This is a genomic window from Picosynechococcus sp. NKBG042902, assembly GCF_963864045.1.
Lineage (GTDB): Bacteria > Cyanobacteriota > Cyanobacteriia > Cyanobacteriales > MRBY01 > MRBY01.
The window spans coordinates 153,167-166,219 of record NZ_CAWLTV010000074.1 but is presented as its reverse complement, the minus strand read 5'-3'; the positions used below and the strand labels follow the sequence as shown (position 1 = coordinate 166,219).

The 13,053-nt window shown below is 50.4% G+C and carries 16 protein-coding genes; 3 read left to right on the top strand and 13 right to left on the bottom strand.

Features of this window, described 5'->3' with window-relative positions:
• The first annotated feature begins 212 nt into the window (after positions 1 to 212).
• Positions 213 to 1,529 carry a sensor histidine kinase gene (locus AACR41_RS12775; RefSeq protein ID WP_030006451.1) on the top strand — a complete coding sequence of 439 codons (1,317 nt, stop codon included), beginning with the start codon at positions 213 to 215 and terminating at the stop codon, positions 1,527 to 1,529.
• Between the two features lie 113 nt (positions 1,530 to 1,642).
• Entirely contained in the window at positions 1,643 to 2,416 is a 774-nt protein-coding gene (locus AACR41_RS12770) for an HAD family hydrolase (protein ID WP_030006450.1), read from the top strand.
• On the opposite strand, the gene AACR41_RS12765 is transcribed toward AACR41_RS12770, so the two are convergent.
• The 10 genes from AACR41_RS12765 to AACR41_RS12720 all read right to left on the bottom strand — a co-directional run bounded on the left by AACR41_RS12765 (position 2,362) and on the right by AACR41_RS12720 (position 10,183).
• A complete protein-coding gene (locus AACR41_RS12765) occupies positions 2,362 to 3,543 on the bottom strand; it encodes an esterase-like activity of phytase family protein (protein WP_030006449.1) in 1,182 nt (393 codons plus the stop codon). The genes AACR41_RS12770 and AACR41_RS12765 overlap by 55 nt on opposite strands.
• Before the next feature lie 94 nt (positions 3,544 to 3,637).
• On the bottom strand, positions 3,638 to 4,528 hold the full coding sequence (locus tag AACR41_RS12760) for a hypothetical protein (RefSeq protein ID WP_012307561.1): 891 nt from the start codon (positions 4,526 to 4,528) through the stop codon (positions 3,638 to 3,640).
• A gap of 59 nt (positions 4,529 to 4,587) precedes the next feature.
• Complete coding sequence (locus tag AACR41_RS12755; RefSeq protein WP_052349620.1) at positions 4,588 to 4,824, bottom strand: hypothetical protein; 237 nt, start codon at positions 4,822 to 4,824, stop codon at positions 4,588 to 4,590.
• A 371-nt stretch (positions 4,825 to 5,195) separates the two neighbouring features.
• On the bottom strand, positions 5,196 to 6,407 hold the full coding sequence (locus AACR41_RS12750) for an FAD-dependent hydroxylase (RefSeq protein ID WP_030006447.1): 1,212 nt from the start codon (positions 6,405 to 6,407) through the stop codon (positions 5,196 to 5,198).
• A gap of 86 nt (positions 6,408 to 6,493) precedes the next feature.
• On the bottom strand, positions 6,494 to 6,961 hold the full coding sequence (locus AACR41_RS12745) for an NADAR family protein (protein WP_030006446.1): 468 nt from the start codon (positions 6,959 to 6,961) through the stop codon (positions 6,494 to 6,496).
• Positions 6,962 to 6,991: 30 nt separating this feature from the next.
• Positions 6,992 to 7,648 (bottom strand): YdcF family protein, encoded by a 657-nt coding sequence (locus tag AACR41_RS12740; RefSeq protein ID WP_030006445.1) that lies wholly within the window; start codon positions 7,646 to 7,648, stop codon positions 6,992 to 6,994.
• Between the two features lie 79 nt (positions 7,649 to 7,727).
• Positions 7,728 to 8,411 (bottom strand): RNA-guided endonuclease InsQ/TnpB family protein, encoded by a 684-nt coding sequence (locus AACR41_RS12735; RefSeq protein WP_223209876.1) that lies wholly within the window; start codon positions 8,409 to 8,411, stop codon positions 7,728 to 7,730.
• Positions 8,308 to 8,964, bottom strand: a complete 657-nt coding sequence (locus tag AACR41_RS12730) for an RNA-guided endonuclease InsQ/TnpB family protein (protein ID WP_223209875.1) — start codon at positions 8,962 to 8,964, stop codon at positions 8,308 to 8,310. The genes AACR41_RS12735 and AACR41_RS12730 overlap by 104 nt, the downstream gene beginning before the upstream one ends.
• Before the next feature lie 162 nt (positions 8,965 to 9,126).
• Positions 9,127 to 9,723: a hypothetical protein gene (locus AACR41_RS12725; protein ID WP_030006444.1), complete on the bottom strand. Its 597-nt coding sequence runs from the start codon at positions 9,721 to 9,723 to the stop codon at positions 9,127 to 9,129.
• Positions 9,724 to 9,769: 46 nt separating this feature from the next.
• On the bottom strand, positions 9,770 to 10,183 hold the full coding sequence (locus tag AACR41_RS12720) for a VOC family protein (RefSeq protein WP_030006443.1): 414 nt from the start codon (positions 10,181 to 10,183) through the stop codon (positions 9,770 to 9,772).
• Between the two features lie 138 nt (positions 10,184 to 10,321).
• On the opposite strand from AACR41_RS12720, the gene AACR41_RS12715 reads away from it, so the two are divergent.
• Positions 10,322 to 11,215: a ChaN family lipoprotein gene (locus tag AACR41_RS12715; protein WP_030006442.1), complete on the top strand. Its 894-nt coding sequence runs from the start codon at positions 10,322 to 10,324 to the stop codon at positions 11,213 to 11,215.
• Here the strand turns inward: AACR41_RS12715 and AACR41_RS12710 are convergent.
• The 3 genes from AACR41_RS12710 to AACR41_RS12700 form a co-directional block, all read right to left on the bottom strand.
• The gene (locus AACR41_RS12710; protein WP_030006441.1) at positions 11,212 to 11,535 is read right to left on the bottom strand and encodes a translation initiation factor; all 324 of its coding nucleotides are present in this window, start codon (positions 11,533 to 11,535) and stop codon (positions 11,212 to 11,214) included. The two genes, AACR41_RS12715 and AACR41_RS12710, sit on opposite strands and share 4 nt — an antisense overlap.
• Before the next feature lie 380 nt (positions 11,536 to 11,915).
• Positions 11,916 to 12,143, bottom strand: coding sequence for a photosystem II assembly protein Psb34 (gene psb34 / locus AACR41_RS12705; RefSeq protein ID WP_045441612.1), 228 nt, complete (start codon positions 12,141 to 12,143; stop codon positions 11,916 to 11,918).
• A 50-nt stretch (positions 12,144 to 12,193) separates the two neighbouring features.
• Entirely contained in the window at positions 12,194 to 12,985 is a 792-nt protein-coding gene (locus tag AACR41_RS12700) for an ABC transporter permease (protein WP_030006440.1), read from the bottom strand.
• Between the last annotated feature and the right edge of the window lie 68 nt (positions 12,986 to 13,053).

Sequence of the window (13,053 nt, the reverse complement as noted above, 5' to 3'; positions counted from 1 at the left end):
GTATATCGGCTCCATTGAAAAAAATCAAGTGAAAATTGACTGGTTTTCGCGATGGGTTGGATTTTTTGTATTAAGAAATCTACTACAATCCAATGAAGGTAGGCGATCAATCCAAAAGTAAAAAAGAATTAAGTTTTTTGTCAAAACCCCTGATTTATCAAGGTTTCCTGGGAAATATCCCCTAGGGATTGCGGCTTGGGAGGATGAAATTCATGACGACATTACCGCAACTGTTGCCAGTTAGCCCAGAGTATTTGTCCCTGTGCCAAGGGCAGTTGCAATTGTTAGCCCAAGGCGTTGGGGCAGAGTGGGGGATTGTTTATTTGGCCCAGCCAGATCAAGAGAATCAAGAAATTACGCTCCAACCCATTAGTGCCTTTCCCGATCGTTTGCTGGCGGCGGGGAGGCAGGGGTCAACGGAGATGGCAACGATGGTTTCGGATCAAGAGGAATGGCTTGATGTCTCGATGGGCGAGGAAGCGACTGCTTTGCCGGATGATCTTGTGGGTTTGTTGGGGGAACCGGCTCGGGCATTTCCCCTGTGGCACGGTGATTTGATTTTGGGAATTTTAGCGACGGGACGCCGGGATCGGGGTTGGCGATCGCCGGAGGTGGCCCAGATTGAATTGATCGCCGAAAGTTTAGTGCTGGCCTGTGTGTTGGATCAGCAAAAGAGTTGGGCAACGGAACGGCTCACCCAGCAGCAACATCTCCAGGCCCTAGAGCAAGAGCATTTCCATGATCTTTTACATCAGCTCCGCAATCCAACGATGGCGATCAGTACCTTCGGTAAGTTGTTGTTGAAGCGGCTACTGCCGACGGAGAAAAATTATCCGGTCGCCGAAGGCATTGTCCGGGAAAGCGATCGCCTGAAAGGATTGCTCACCCAATTTAGTGAAGAGGTGGATCTCTTAACGGCCCAAATTCCCCAGTTGGAGGGAGGGCCAAGTTTGGCTTTACCGCCCAATGGTGAACCGAGTTTTGCCCCAGACCGTTCCCTCTCCGTAGAGCCGTTACCCGTAGCAGAAGTGGTACTTCCCCTCGTCGCTTCCCTGGGGGCGATCGCCATCGAGCGGGGGATCACTTTAAATTATGGGTTGCCAGAACCGTCTCCTTGGGTCTTAGGGAATCACACAGCCCTGATGGAAGTTTTGAATAATCTCTTAGAAAATGCCCTGAAATATACCCCATCCGGGGGACAAGTGTTCTTGCAGGTGGAAGCCCAGGCCCAGGAACTCACCATTGCCGTCCACGATACGGGCTACGGTATCCCCCCAGCGGATTTGCCCCATGTCTTTGAACGGCATTATCGGGGAGTGCAGGCGGAAAGCACCATTGAAGGTACTGGGCTGGGGTTGGCGATCGCCGCTGATCTTGTGGGAAAAATGGCCGGGGACATTGAAGTATATAGCCCAACCATTGGCTTACCCCATACCGAAGCTCTCCCCGGTAGCACTTTTATGTTGTGGCTTAAAGTTGCCGCCAACCCCAATCAAGTTACCTCTGCCGAGCTTCCCCAAGGCAATTGATTTGATTATTTAATTTTTGAGATTTAGAATGCTGTTTTTGCATTAAGCAACTTTTCAGTATTGCAGACAATTTCCCAGTACAGTGGGGACGATAAAAATAGTTGAGGTTTTACATGGGACAACTAGAAGCCCTGATTTTTGATGTGGATGGCACCCTGGCCAATACAGAAAAGGATGCCCACCGCGTTGCTTTTAACCGCGCCTTTGCGGATGTCGGTTTGCCCTGGGATTGGTCGGTGGATCTTTACGGTCAGCTCCTGAAGGTGACGGGGGGTAAAGAAAGAATTCGTTTTTACATTGAATCTTGGCAGCCACAAATGCCATCGGTCGGTGATCTGACTGCTTTTATCAAGGATCTCCATGCCCGCAAAACCCAGCATTACTGCGATTTGTTAGCCAATGAAGTTTTACCACTACGCCCCGGCGTTAGACGACTGATCAAAGAAGCACGGGATCAAGGCATTCGTTTGGCGATCGCCACCACCACTACCCCAGCCAATGTCACTGCCCTATTGACCCATTCCCTCGCCCCCGATGCCATGGATTGGTTTGAGGTTATTGCCGCTGGCGACATGGTCCCCCAGAAAAAACCGGCCCCCGATATCTTTTTCTATGCCCTCGAAAAAATGAATCTCCGGGCCGAGCAATGTGTCGCCTTTGAAGATTCTGGTAATGGCTGGCTTTCGTCACGGGATGCGGGCCTCACCACCGTTGTCACAGTGAATAACTACACCGCTAACCAAGATTTTACAGGAGCTGACCTGGTACTCAGTGATCTAGGGGAACCGGATCAACCCTTTACGGTGCTAGCCGGAGAGGTGGGGACTTGGCCTTATTTTGATGTGACTTTAGCCGCCGAATTACTCAAGCGAAAGAGCAAGAGCTGATTTACCTGATCGGTACTGAAATTATCATCGCTGATCAATAGTAAACTTTGGCTGCCATCGACAAGCTGTGGCCCTAGGGTCATACCTTCTAGGTTATCGAGACCAATCCCCAACTGTCGCAGATCCAGCAATAGGGTTTTCTGCATGGGGACAACGGTCTCTGGATTTCCGGCAAGGGATTCGATGCGGGCAGTGTCGGTGGCATTGCCAATGGCCACCTGGAACAGTTTCGCACCAACCCCTCCAAGGCCATAGCTGCGCTCCAGGCTGAGAAAATAACCTTCCTGGGGGAGGGCAATCATTTCCACAAGGCCATTGGAAAAGGTTCCTTGGGGCGCAGGTTCTAAAGGATAGAGATGCTCGGCAATTAACACAGGTTCGCCGATGGGATTGATGACGTAATGCAGTAGACGGATGGGCGCACCCACATTATCAGAACGCGTGTCTTGATGAAGGGATGATTCTGGAGCGACAAAGATCCGAAAAGGGTCAACGGCGGCTTGGGAAGGGGCAGAAATGGCCAAGGATTCAAATCCTAAATTATTGCGCACACCCCGCTGGCGATCGCCTGTTAGAAAACGTTGGGGAATTCTGAGGGAGGTTAATTCGCGCCCTTCGCGGTCAAACTCTTTCACAAACGGATCAATGGCGGCGTCGGTATCCCCCTCGCTGGAAATAAATAATGTATTGCGGGGCGAGAGCACCAATCCTTCTGGGTCAAGGCTCCCTGGGGCAAAAGTTTCACCGTCAGGGGTGGTTAAAGACGTCATTTCCTTGAGGTTGAGCTGCTGGATTTGGGGAATGGCTCCGGTTTCATCGATTGTCAGATCGAAGGTATAAAAGCGGGCCGGAGCAAACTGGGAGCGGTCATCACTCAGGGCATAATAATCACCGGTCTGGGCATCGTAATAGAGAGCCGATAGGCCGCCGACCGTTGTCCCTTGAAACTCTGTTTTGGGTAACCAATATTCGTCTAGGAATTCTACGCTCAGGGGGGCAAAGGTGCGGGGATTGCTTTCTGCCGGGGGCACAACGGGGGCACAACCGATCAGTAAGCTGCCAATCAGACAAAGTTTAATCCATAAAATTTTTGGCGATCGCCACCAGGAATTTTTCGGCTTCATCATGGCTTTTGGCTTTCCCACAACACAATAAAAAAGAGAGGTGATTTTCCTCCCTTAAACTAGCAGATTATCAAAATTTGCCTGGTAATGGCTGGTTTTAGATTTCTCCGTAGGCGCGGTCAATGAGCCGCCGGGCAACGGTTTGGGTGCCTGTGTGTTCGTAATAGTTGGTACTGAGATCCAAGAAGGCCGCCACATAATCGAGCTTGTTATCGGAAACTTCCACAAACCCTTGGATATGATCCATGATTTTTTCGGGGGTCAAACCACGGGCGCTCACAAAGCCGCTCATCCAGCCCTGCATGGAGCTAAAACTGCGGTTAATAAAGGCCAATTTCCCCGCAGGATTCCCACCCGGCAAGAATTCTCCGACACGACCAAAGGCCGGATTATTGCTGAGTTCTCCCGCCGAAAGATTATTTAAGGTGCGGTCAATTTTTTGGAGGAAATCTGGCCCCAGGGGAATTAAACCATCCACACAAATCAGGGTGGCGATCCGCATCAATTCTTCGCCACTATAGTCGGCGATCGCCTTCATGAAATCCCCCAGACTATCCCCCGGAATGCCATTAATCTGACAAAAACAGGTAATTTCGGCGACCAGCTTTAGACACAAATCAATCGCCTGGGCCTTATCAGCATTGGGGGTCACTTTCTGCATCAAGCCACCTACCAAGGGAATTTTGTCGCCCACTTTATTCGCCAGGGCCGCCGCCGCCAATGCTTTATCCGCCTGGTCAACGGTTTGGTAGATCCACATCGCCCGCTGATAACCCTGGGATTTGTCGCTGTAGAGGACAATGGCGCGATCGCGCACCGCTTGGATAATTGCCGGGTCGGTCTCCCGCGTCACCGCTTTAACCATATTGTCGAAGCCAACAATGTTCGTCCATTCCCCAGGCACCACAAAATCCAGACCATTTAAAAGCATGGTCGTGAGATTTTTTTCGGGTAACTGGTCCATCAACTCCACAATCGAAGCACTCATGAAAAACCTCCTAATTTAGTCAATAGAAAATTACGGCTGTGGTTTACGAAAAATTGGCCTTATAAACTCGCTAAACCCTGTAGGTTCACTTTGGCGAGCCAAGCCTTGCGCTCATCGGGGCCAAAACTAGGATCTCGGGACATCACTTTCACTTGATAGCGATCGCCCACTAAAACCGCATGGGCATTTGCTCCCTGGGCCACGAGGGGGAACCCATCAACCGTTTCTTCGGCTTCAGCAAATTTACTGCGGGCAGCGAGATTGGTGGCGGTATCTGAGATGGAAATTTTTGCCATTTCCGTACCGTTGAGGGTTAATTTAATTTCCGCGAAACCCTCTTTTTCTTGGGTAAAGACCCGGTCATAGCCCTCGGTTTTGTCCGCTGGGAAAAATTGATTAAAAGCACTGCCCTTTTGGGGTGTTTGGGCCGTCTCCGTTGCCGGGGTGGTGACTTCAGTATTAGTCCCAGGGTTCGAGTCAGGGGGGGAACCGGGGGATTGCCACCACAGGCCGTCAGAAACAGTAGACTCGCCAGAAGCACAGGGGCGATCGCCCGATAGATAAATTGAAAACGCATGGGATGATTGGAAAATTTACGCTCACTTGGTTTCAATTTTGAACGCAAATCCCTAGAATCTCCCGAAAAATTAATAATCTAGCAAGAAAGTTACGCCAAAATGCGGGGTTGACGGCCCTTTTGTCCGGTCATGAGTTTGAGCGCAAACAGGCGCAGGGGATTAAATTTCGCCATCACAATCAGCCCCAGACGGCGCACCCAGACCACGGGCCAAACGCGGTTGGAAAAAAGGCGGTTGAGGAAATCCGTAAAGCCAAGAATTACCAGATTTTCCCGCTTGCGCCACCGTTCATAGCGTTTCAACACAGCCAAACTTCCTAGATCCTGGCCCCGTTGCTGGGCTTCGATCAAGGTTTGGGCGAGGGCCGCCGCATCACGGATGCCTAAATTGAGACCCTGGCCCCCTACCGGGTGACAACAATGGGCCGCATCTCCCACCAACGCGAGACGATGATCCACATAGCGATCGCCTTGCATCAGTTGCACCGGAAAGACCTGGCGATCGCCAAGCAATTTTAAGCGACCGAGCTGGGGGCCGGTGTGTTGTTCTAAATATTCTAGGAAAACTTCCGGAGGTAATTCTTTCAGGCGTTGGGCTTCGGCATGGGGATTTGTCCAGACGATTTGACAGCGATTTTCGGTTAGGGGTAGAACTCCCATCGGCCCCGTACCCCAGAATCGTTCAAAGGCGACATCATTGCGGGGGGCGTCATGTTCGACAACGCAGGTAACACAGGATTGCCAATATTTCCACCCCCTCGTTTTAATGCCTGCCCCTTGGCGCACAAGAGAGCGTGGCCCGTCGGCTCCCACCACTAAAGCTCCTTGAATCTTGATCTGCCCCTGGGTTTCGCTGGATAATTCCACGATCACCTGCTCAGACTCGTAGTGAATGGCGGTGACTTGGGCTGGACAGAACCAGCGGATATTGCCATAGCCCCGCAGAGAAGCCTGGAGAGTTTCAAGAACAACTTGGTGCTGCCCCGAAAACCCAAGAAAATCAGTCTTGAGATCCTGGCGGGAGAATCTAACGACCCCAGAAAAATTTTCGTCCGATAATTGAATATTGCGGTATTTGCCACTACGGGCGGCGATCGCCTCCCAAACCCCCAACTCCTGGAAAAGCCGCTGGGAAAGCAGGGACATCGCATAGGCCCGCTGCCGTTGGGTCACCACATCAAGGGGTTGTGCTTCCACGATAGCGATCCGCAGATCTGTCTGCTTGAGGCAGGCCGCGAGGGTGACCCCGACAATACCGCCACCGACAATGATCACATCAAACCCAAGGTGAGATTTTTCCATTACTGAGCGCGAGAAATGAGGAACTGCTAGGACGTGGCTTGTCCTAAACAAAAGGTAACATTTTCGCTCGAAAGAAGGCTATGGGGTTATTCCCCGTGGCGCAGTTGGCGGCGTACCCGCATTAAGACTTTGCCAAGATAATTACTCCCACTGCCATCGGCACCACAGCCCCAGTAATAGTCCACCGGGGAATTTTCAATAATTGCTGCGTCCCCCGTTGCCAGCAAAATTTGGGCAATGTCAGGGTGGGTTTTAAATTTTGTCCAAACCCCTTGCCACATCACGGTTCGTTTAATGTCTTCCCAATCGGGGCGTTTGGGGTGCTGGGGATCGCGGCCTAGGGCGGCGGCAATTTCTGGGGTCGGGGCAGCGCGAATTTTGTCGATGAGATCTTGTTGGTGGATAGGGAGAAATTTATGGGCTTGGTAAAAATGCTCAACGGTAGGCCAATCTAGGGCTTCGCAGTGGATCGGGTGCAGGGAAAAATTCGAGAAACAGCCATAGGGGTCATGGGCCTTATAGAAATAAATCGGTTCGGCGGTTGACTCCATCATGACTCCTGTGCGCAAGCAAAACCTCAGCTATTATAAATTCTCCTCTGGTCGTCTGGCGCTGGGGGCGATCGCCTGGGTAGGGATCTGCGTTAGGGTTTGCCATTCGCGGCCTGTTTCGCCGGTGACCACCCAGAGGATTGAGCGGAGCCCATCACGGATACATTTCATCGTCGTTTCCGGGGGATTATCCGATGGGACAGGCACTGGTTTAATGGCAATATCACGGGTGCCGAAAATAATGCTGGCCACGAGCTTGGCGCGGTTCATGTGGTTTTCGGAAGTGATGAGGTAGACGCTGTCGATATTTTCTTGTTTAAATTCGTCTACGAGGCTGGTGAAGTTGGTGACGGTGTCTTCGGCCTGGTAATCGAGCTGGAGGCGATCGCCTTCGATTTGATAGTTCGCAAAAATCTGGCGGGCATATTCCGGTGGACTACCGGAGGAAACCCAAACTTTGAGATCCGGATGTTCCTGGGCAAATTGGGCCGCAAACCGCTCCCGTTCTTCGTGGCCCCCAAGGACAAAAATGGCTTTGGCTGGACGTAAAGCGCCTTGGATACGTTGGTAGGCGATCGCCCCACAGGTTAGGCCAATTAGACCAAAAACAAACCAGCGCCGTCGGAAAAACGTTGTTTGCTGCTGTCGGGGCGATCGCGGTCGCGCCACTTTTCTAGGAGAAATAGCCATGCCAAGGAAAAGAGAGGAAGCGAAACATCGCCAATTTTGACATACTCCCCATCCATAACTCTGTTTGGATGGGGATTCTTTAGATCGCTCTAAAGATTTCCTGCTTCACAGCCAGTTGACTAGAACCTGTTACCGAATCCCCCGCCACCTCGACTCCACAGGCATTTTCTCTATCCCGTTGCCCACGGGAATTGATCACTTGAGCCGCTGCAACGTCACGGGGCTTAGTTGACCCACACGCATGACAATGATGCAATCTGTCACTCAGTGTTTTGCGAACTGCACCGCCGCAATCTGGACATTCCTGGCTACTACCGTTCGGGTTGACTTTGGCGTAATATTTATCACGCTTGAAGCAAACCCAAGGCAGTATCTGATTGGTAAATTGCCCAAATCCGGCATCAAGTGTGTGCTTGCCGAGCATCCCTTTTGCTATGATTCGGAAATCCAAATCCTCAATAAAAATGCTATCAGCCTGATCACAGATTCGATGCGCTAGCTTGAAATGCCAATCTTTGCGAGTATCTGCAATCCGTTGATGCACACGGGCGATTTTCTTTAACAACTTTGCACAGTTAACACTTCCTTTCTGCTTATGCTTTAAGCGACGTTGCAGCAATTTCAGCTTACGGTGTAACTTAGCAAAGAAGCGTGGGCGTTTAACTTGTGTGCCATCCGAAGTACTGAGAAAATATTCCATATTCCAGCCCGACATCAATGCCAATGGAATGCCCATAAAACGATGTTTGAGGTACATCCACATCGGCTTGCAAACTCAACATGACAAAGTAACCAGAAGCCTTGCGTACAATCCGCGCTTGCTTGACAACAAACAAGTCTGGGATCTGACGTGACCACCGAACCTTCACCCATCCCAGCTGCGGCAGTTTAATGCCAGCTTGGCTGACGCAGTTTTTCAGCATTTGCGGGAACACAAAACTGCGCATCCGAGCTTGATTCTTGAACCGAGGGAAGCCATGTTTTTTCATTCGCCATTGCTCAAACGCTGTTTCAAGTTTGCGTAAAACTTGCTGCAACATCTGAGCGTTGACCGACCGCAGTGCTTCAATTTCCTTCTTGGCTGTAGTCAAGCGTTTTGCTTGAACGTGGTAATTAGGAAACGGTTCATCAACCGAAATGATGTACTCACGTTCGATTGAGCAAGCGTTAATCGGTGACTTGCGAGAATTCAGCCAGTCTTTACGCTCACGCAAAGCGTAGTTCCAGACTTTGCGGCACACAGTTAATGTGCGCTCAATTTCTGAAACCTGCTCAGCAGTTGGTTTTAGCTTAAATTCCCACGTCATGTTTAGCATATCTGCATTTTGACAAATATTTTGTAGACTGTGTATTAAGAATTTAAGCCTTACGGCTTGCTCCGCTACACCACCCCCTAAGCCTGTGGCTATAGGCGGAGTACTGCGGAGTTTTTCTGATAGGCAATGGGTAGAAAAATTTACGGGGAGCATAGCCCCATCTTAGCCCCGCCGCTGGAAGGGTTGTCCCCAGTAGCGCCAACATTCTTTATTAAACGGCGATCGCCACTTCAAGATTAAATCCCGTTCTAGGGCGAGCCGTTGGGAGCGGTCTGTGGGGACTGACACATGAAACGCTAAATTGACCGCCACATTCAAGTCGTACTGACGGTGCAAGCTGATGTAAGCATCAATGTAATCTTTACAATCGTGAACCCCTTTCCAGCGTTGCTTAATCGATAATTTTGTTTCCCCCACATAGAGCAGTAATGGCACCGCATGGTCGAGGACAAAGTAAATATTCGCTTGACCTTCTTGGAGGGGATCATAACGCTCTCGATAGAAATCCCAGGGCTTCGGCGGCAGGGTAAAGGGGTCAATTTTTTCGGCGTCCCAGTGGTCTGGCTTCGACTGGGTCTCAAAAAGTAAACTGGTTTGGCTTGCGGCTGGATTTTGACGAACCTTGTCCTGAAAGTTTTGCAGTCGTTGCTTCCATTGCAGGAGGCTTTCTTGGCCCATGGTAAGCCTGGGGGCGCGTTCGACGCGGTAAGGATTGGGGGCATCGGCCACAGAAAAAAGCTTGAGCTGTTCGTCGGTCATGGGCGAGAAAAAATTCACAGGCTCTCCAGTGTAGCAAAGGGCAATTTTAAGCTCGTGCTCCCTGATACCGGATAAATTCGAGGGGCAGACCATCGGCATCGGCAAGGAACATCACCTCATAAATGCGATCGCCAATCATCTGTTGTTGGGGTTTTAGAAGAACCGTGATCGGTTCCGGGGCATTTTGTTGCAAATCGGCGAGCCAAATGGCTAAATCTGACGTGATTTCGGTCAGGTCAAAGGATAAATGATAGTAGCCGACATAATGTTCATCACCAAAGGCATCGGGGGCGGGCTTTGGTTGGGGGATTTGGATGAGTTCCAAACGTCCAAGGGGGCCTTTAAGCCAACAGGCGAGGGTGTACCCCGTGGTGAACTGGGTTTCCATGGCAAAACCGAGCTGTCCGTAAAAGGCGATCGCCCGGTGGATATCGGCGGTGCGAATTGAAGCGTGGTGCATGGCTGACTGGTTTAGATAGAGGAACAGATCAATTTTCCCCCAGGGCTAAATCTGTCGCCAAAAATCCCCTGCGTTACCATAGCCATAGTTTCTTGAGTTCTCTTTGTTTTCTAAAAAAAGATTTGTGGGGAAAAGTTTATGGGAGCATGGCGCAGTGCTTGGGGTTGGCTGTTGTGGGGAAGCATCTTTTTCTATGGCTCTTTCGCCTATGCCGATGACAGTTTCGGCAATACTTTAGAGACGATCACTGTCAAAACCGCGCCCACAACCGACGCGAGGGCTGCCCTCGCCACCCTGAAAACAGCGCAAGTCATTTACCTCGGTGAACACCACACCAGCGAGGCTGACCACATCGCCCAGTTAGAAATCATCAAAGCCCTCCACGACCATCATCCCCAGGTGGCGATCGCCATGGAAATGTTTCAACGGCCCTTCCAAGGGGTTTTAGATCAATACATTGCCGGGGAAATTAGCGAAGCTGACCTTGTCGCCCAAACGGAATATGAAACCCGTTGGGGTTTTGACTGGGAATTGTACGCGCCAATTCTCCGCTTTGCCCAGGAAAAACAGATTCCAGTGGTCGCCCTCAATGCCCCCAATGAAGTGGTGCGTCAGGTTTCCTCAGCCGGTTTGGATAGCTTAGAAGCTGCCGATTACGAATATTTACCGCCCCGTAACGAACTGGATCTGAGCAACGAAAGTTACCAGGCGCTTCTCCAGGATGCTTTTACGGGCCATGGTCAGCATGGCAACTTTGATTTTGACAATTTTTTCGCCGCCCAGGTGGTCTGGGATGAAACCATGGCTGAGGCGATCGCCAATTTTGCTCAACGTAACCCCAATACCCAAATTATTACCCTCGCCGGTCAAGGCCATGTCATTTATGGCTATGGCATTCCTGAGCGGGTACAACGTCGCCTCGGACAACACCTAAAACAGCAGACCGTATTGCTCAATCCAAGTCCAGATCTCACCCCGACGCCAGAGGTTGCCGATCTTTTCTGGTGGACGGAAGCGCCGACCATTCCCTAGCCACCACTAATTTTCGCCTTGTAACCTTGGTCAAGGAGGAATGCGAGAATCGGCTGGCGCTGATCCCCCTGGATTTCTAGGGTATTGTCCTTGAGGGTGCCCCCGGAGCCACATTTATTTTTCAATTGCTTTAAGAGTTTTTGTAACGTCTCTGGGGAATGTTGTAGTCCCGTAATTACAGTTACCGTCTTGCCCTTACGACCAGAGCGGCTCGCTTGGATGCGGGGACTTTGTTGTTGGGGCGGCAGATCAACGATTTCCGGGGTCTCGTCTGGGACAGTGTTACCAAATTCTTGATAGACAACTTTTTTACGCGCCATCGTTCACATTTAATCGATTGGGTGTACTTGTCCATAGCTTACGGGTTTTATGGTTCGTTGCGTCATCACCCGTTTAAAAATCATGCCGACCACAAAAAAAAGAGCGACAGGGCCGCCCTTGGTTAACTTGATTCCATCAATATTCTTGTGGTGGGCCAGGTACAGCCCGGGAAAACTTGACCAAAACTGCTTTCAGGAAAGAGAAAAATGGTGCGGTAAAACCCAATAAAGAATTGGGGTCAAAATTATAAACGCAACCGTAAAAATCCCAATAATTTCAACAGCAAGAAGTCCTTCATTCATGGCGATCGCCTCTTAAATGTGATTGATCCATCACATCTTTAGTGTAGCCTGACTTCCTTAGCCGCCAGACCAGACCCCTAACCGGAGATCAGCACCGTGACACCGATGAGGGTCGCCACAAGTACGCCTCCTAGAACACCAATAACCAGCAAATTTTTTTGTTCTTTCGCTGTTTTTGCCTCTGCTTGGTACATTTTGGGCTCTTGGGCAAAATTATTCAGCTTACCGTCTTCATCTTCCATGTAGCGCATGGTGGCTCCTTCAAATTTGTCAATCTTTAAACCCTCTGGGGGTTCGATCATCATAGGAACCGGACTTTATAGCTATCAATAAAACTCAACAAAAGTTAAGCTTCCTACGCACCCATGCCGGAATAATGTTTCAAACCTTTACGCCAAAAGTAGCGATTTAGACCATAGAAAATCAAACTCCAGACGCCCATGACAATGAAGCCTTCGGTGAGACGCACCGGTAACCCCATCAAGATCGCCGAGGGGAAGTACACCACATAGGGGAAGGGGGTCAGCAGGGCAATTTCTTTCATGAGGGGCGGAAAGGTTTCCAGGGGAGCGATATAGCCAGAGAGGAAAATATAAAACAAAAACCAAATTTGTTCGATGGCGCTGGCCCGTTCCACCCAAAAGGCCGCCATCGCAAAGGTGTATTGCAGGAGGAAACGCAGACCAAAGGCGATCGCCGCCGTCAGAATACAAAGTAGCACCTGGGTCAGGCTCGGTACCCAAAAGGCCCGGGGATAAAGGGCAAAAAACAAGAGCACCAGGGCAATGCTAAAGGGCAGGCGGGCAAACCGTTCCGACACATGGCTCGCAAAATGTCGCCAAACGGGATCAATGGGTTGGAGTAGGGCAAAGGACAATTTTCCCTGGGAGACTTCCTTTTCAAATTCCCAGATCACCCAGACGAGGGTCAGTTGGCGAATAAAAAAGACGGCGATAAAGTAGCGGGCAAATTCAATTGCAGACAGGGGCAACTCCACTTGGTTCGAGGCTTCTGTCCAGACCCCCAACAGGATAATCGGTAGGGACGAGTTGAGCACCCAAAAAAATAGCTCGGCCCGATATTCCACCATGTAGGCGTAGTAGGTAGTGAATAAAACCTGTGCTTTTCGAAACGGCGATCGCACCATAATCTCCTAGAAAAAAGTCGTTTTTATCATAGGCTGAAAGTCTAACCCATGGCTGAGTTTTAGGCCGC

Excerpts from the sequence above, each read along its gene's own strand:
- AACR41_RS12775 (WP_030006451.1), top strand. The coding sequence starts at position 213 with ATGACGACATTACCGCAACTGTTGCCAGTTAGCCCAGAGTATTTGTCC.
- AACR41_RS12770 (WP_030006450.1), top strand. The coding sequence starts at position 1,643 with ATGGGACAACTAGAAGCCCTGATTTTTGATGTGGATGGCACCCTGGCC.
- AACR41_RS12765 (WP_030006449.1), bottom strand. The coding sequence starts at position 3,543 with ATGATGAAGCCGAAAAATTCCTGGTGGCGATCGCCAAAAATTTTATGG.
- AACR41_RS12760 (WP_012307561.1), bottom strand. The coding sequence starts at position 4,528 with ATGAGTGCTTCGATTGTGGAGTTGATGGACCAGTTACCCGAAAAAAAT.
- AACR41_RS12755 (WP_052349620.1), bottom strand. The coding sequence starts at position 4,824 with ATGGCAAAAATTTCCATCTCAGATACCGCCACCAATCTCGCTGCCCGC.
- AACR41_RS12750 (WP_030006447.1), bottom strand. The coding sequence starts at position 6,407 with ATGGAAAAATCTCACCTTGGGTTTGATGTGATCATTGTCGGTGGCGGT.
- AACR41_RS12745 (WP_030006446.1), bottom strand. The coding sequence starts at position 6,961 with ATGATGGAGTCAACCGCCGAACCGATTTATTTCTATAAGGCCCATGAC.
- AACR41_RS12740 (WP_030006445.1), bottom strand. The coding sequence starts at position 7,648 with ATGGCTATTTCTCCTAGAAAAGTGGCGCGACCGCGATCGCCCCGACAG.
- AACR41_RS12735 (WP_223209876.1), bottom strand. The coding sequence starts at position 8,411 with ATGTGGATGTACCTCAAACATCGTTTTATGGGCATTCCATTGGCATTG.
- AACR41_RS12730 (WP_223209875.1), bottom strand. The coding sequence starts at position 8,964 with ATGCTAAACATGACGTGGGAATTTAAGCTAAAACCAACTGCTGAGCAG.
- AACR41_RS12725 (WP_030006444.1), bottom strand. The coding sequence starts at position 9,723 with ATGACCGACGAACAGCTCAAGCTTTTTTCTGTGGCCGATGCCCCCAAT.
- AACR41_RS12720 (WP_030006443.1), bottom strand. The coding sequence starts at position 10,183 with ATGCACCACGCTTCAATTCGCACCGCCGATATCCACCGGGCGATCGCC.
- AACR41_RS12715 (WP_030006442.1), top strand. The coding sequence starts at position 10,322 with ATGGGAGCATGGCGCAGTGCTTGGGGTTGGCTGTTGTGGGGAAGCATC.
- AACR41_RS12710 (WP_030006441.1), bottom strand. The coding sequence starts at position 11,535 with ATGGCGCGTAAAAAAGTTGTCTATCAAGAATTTGGTAACACTGTCCCA.
- psb34 (WP_045441612.1), bottom strand. The coding sequence starts at position 12,143 with ATGATGATCGAACCCCCAGAGGGTTTAAAGATTGACAAATTTGAAGGA.
- AACR41_RS12700 (WP_030006440.1), bottom strand. The coding sequence starts at position 12,985 with ATGGTGCGATCGCCGTTTCGAAAAGCACAGGTTTTATTCACTACCTAC.